The organism is Shigella sp. FC1544 (assembly GCF_001722145.1).
GTDB lineage: Bacteria > Pseudomonadota > Gammaproteobacteria > Enterobacterales > Enterobacteriaceae > Escherichia > Escherichia coli.
Genome location: NZ_MECT01000227.1, coordinates 1 through 2302, shown reverse-complemented (window position 1 = coordinate 2302; position 2302 = coordinate 1). Strand labels below are relative to the sequence as shown.

Below are 2302 nucleotides of genomic sequence, written 5' to 3'. Positions count from 1 at the left end.
CCCCACTGTTCGTCCATTTCCGCGCAGACGATGACGTCACTGCCCGGCTGTATGCGCGAGGTTACCGACTGCGGCCTGAGTTTTTTAAGTGACGTAAAATCGTGTTGAGGCTAACGCCCATAATGCGTGCAGTTGCCCGGCATCCAACGCCATTCATGGCCATATCAATAATTTTCTGGTGCGTACCGGGTTGAGAAGCGGTGTAAGTGAACTGCAGTTGCCATGTTTTACGGCAGTGAGAGCAGAGATAGCGCTGATGTCCGGCAGTGCTTTTGCCGTTACGCACCACCCCGTCAGTAGCTGAACAGGAGGGACAGCTGATAGAAACAGAAGCCACTGGAGCACCTCAAAAACACCATCATACACTAAATCAGTAAGTTGGCAGCATCACCTCAATTGTCGATATTATCCAGCAAAGCATCCGCCCTGATGATATTTTAGCGCGACTGGAGGGTGAGGTGTTTGGCTTGCTATTTACCGAACTCAATAGTGCCTAGGCAAAAATCATTGCGGATCGTATACATAAAAATGTCGAACTCCTGACCGGCTTTAGTAACAGATATGATGTTCCTGAACAAATGACCATCAGTATTGGCACGGTTTTTTCAACGGGTGACACGCGTAATATCTCGCTTGTCATGACGGAAGCAGATAAAGCCTTACGCGAAGCGAAAAGCGAGGGGGGCAACAAAGTGATTATTCATCATATTTAAGTGCAAAAATATTCAGAGCCATGCTTTTTGCGTGGCTTTTGCATACAATTTATTACTATTACCCCTAAATTTCCCCTCCCCAGCGGCGCAGAGATGAGTATAATTAGCGCCCCTGTGCCAGGCCGCAATCGAACTTTATCTGGTTTTCTCGTTTCACTAACCGAAGGAGTGCCATTTATCATGAAATTGCACCATAGAATGCTCCGGCATTTTATCGCCGCAAGTGTCATTGTGCTGACATCTTCCTTCCTTATTTTTGAACTTGTCGCCAGCGACAGAGCAATGAGTGCCTATCTGCGCTATATCGTGCAGAAAGCAGACTCCTCCTTTCTTTATGATAAGTATCAGAATCAGAGTATTGCCGCGCATGTGATGCGCGCTCTCGCTGCTGAGCAGTCGGAAGTGTCGCCAGAACAGCGGCGCGCCATCTGCGAGGCTTTTGAGTCTGCCAATAATACCCATGGCTTAAACCTGACTGCTCATAAATACCCGGGCTTACGCGGCACACTACAAACCGCATCCACTGACTGCGACACAATTGTGGAAGCTGCAGCACTATTACCCGCTTTTGATCAGGCAGTGGAAGGCAACCGCCACCAGGATGATTACGGTTCAGGTCTTGGGATGGCCGAAGAGAAATTTCACTATTATCTCGATCTCAATGACCGCTATGTCTATTTTTATGAGCCGGTTAATGTTGAATACTTTGCGATGAATAACTGGTCCTTCCTGCAGTCAGGAAGTATTGGTATCGATCGCAAAGATATTGAAAAGGTATTTACCGGGCGTACCGTATTGTCGAGCATTTACCAGGATCAGCGTACTAAACAGAACGTGATGAGTTTGCTGACGCCGGTGTATGTTGCAGGGCAGCTAAAAGGGATTGTGCTGCTGGATATTAACAAAAACAATTTGCGGAATATCTTTTACACTCATGACCGCCCTCTCCTCTGGCGTTTTCTCAATGTCACGCTAACCGATACCGATTCGGGGCGCGACATTATCATCAACCAGAGCGAAGATAATCTGTTCCAGTATGTCAGTTACGTCCATGACTTACCGGGCGGCATGAGGTGTACTGGCAATAGCGGACACTACCATTTGTTCTTTTTTTAAGCAGTCATCTGATGATATTTTTCCCTGAAGGCTGCCGGGGAGATATTCCCCAGACGAGAGTGACGACGCTGACGATTGTAGAAAATCTCAATGTATTCCCGTATTACTGAGATGGCTTCATCCCGGTTATTAAAACGATAGTGGCTCAGGCTCTCATTTTTCAGCGTTCCCCAGAAGCTTTCCATCGGAGCGTTGTCGTAACAGTGACCTTTACGCGACATTGATGTTTTCAGACCAGACTGCTCCTGTATGACCCGGTAATCGTATGCGCAGTACTGTGAACCTCGATCAGAGTGGTGGATTAGCCCGGCAGGTGGGCGCTGGCTCCTGAGCGCCATAAACAGGGCTTTACCTGTCAGCTCTTTTGTCATGCGCTCTCCCATGGCGTAGCCGACAATTTCGCACGTATAAACATCTTTGATGCCAGCGAGGTACAACCATCCCTCCTGTGTGGCAACATACGTCAGGTCCGC

The 2302-nt window shown here is 48.1% G+C and carries 4 pseudogenes; 2 read left to right on the top strand and 2 right to left on the bottom strand.

What is annotated here, in order from left to right:
* Window positions 1-337, bottom strand: a pseudogene (locus BGK49_RS12725) (IS1-like element IS1A family transposase); the annotation flags it as partial.
* Between the two features lie 49 nt (window positions 338-386).
* Between BGK49_RS12725 and BGK49_RS26860 the strand changes: the two are divergent.
* Window positions 387-713, top strand: a pseudogene (locus BGK49_RS26860) (diguanylate cyclase domain-containing protein); the annotation flags it as partial.
* Window positions 714-893: 180 nt separating this feature from the next.
* Window positions 894-1787 (top strand): annotated as a pseudogene (locus BGK49_RS12720) (GAPES1 domain-containing protein); the annotation flags it as partial.
* A 38-nt stretch (window positions 1788-1825) separates the two neighbouring features.
* On the opposite strand, the pseudogene BGK49_RS12715 reads toward BGK49_RS12720, so the two are convergent.
* A pseudogene (locus tag BGK49_RS12715) lies at window positions 1826-2302 on the bottom strand (IS3-like element IS600 family transposase); the annotation flags it as partial.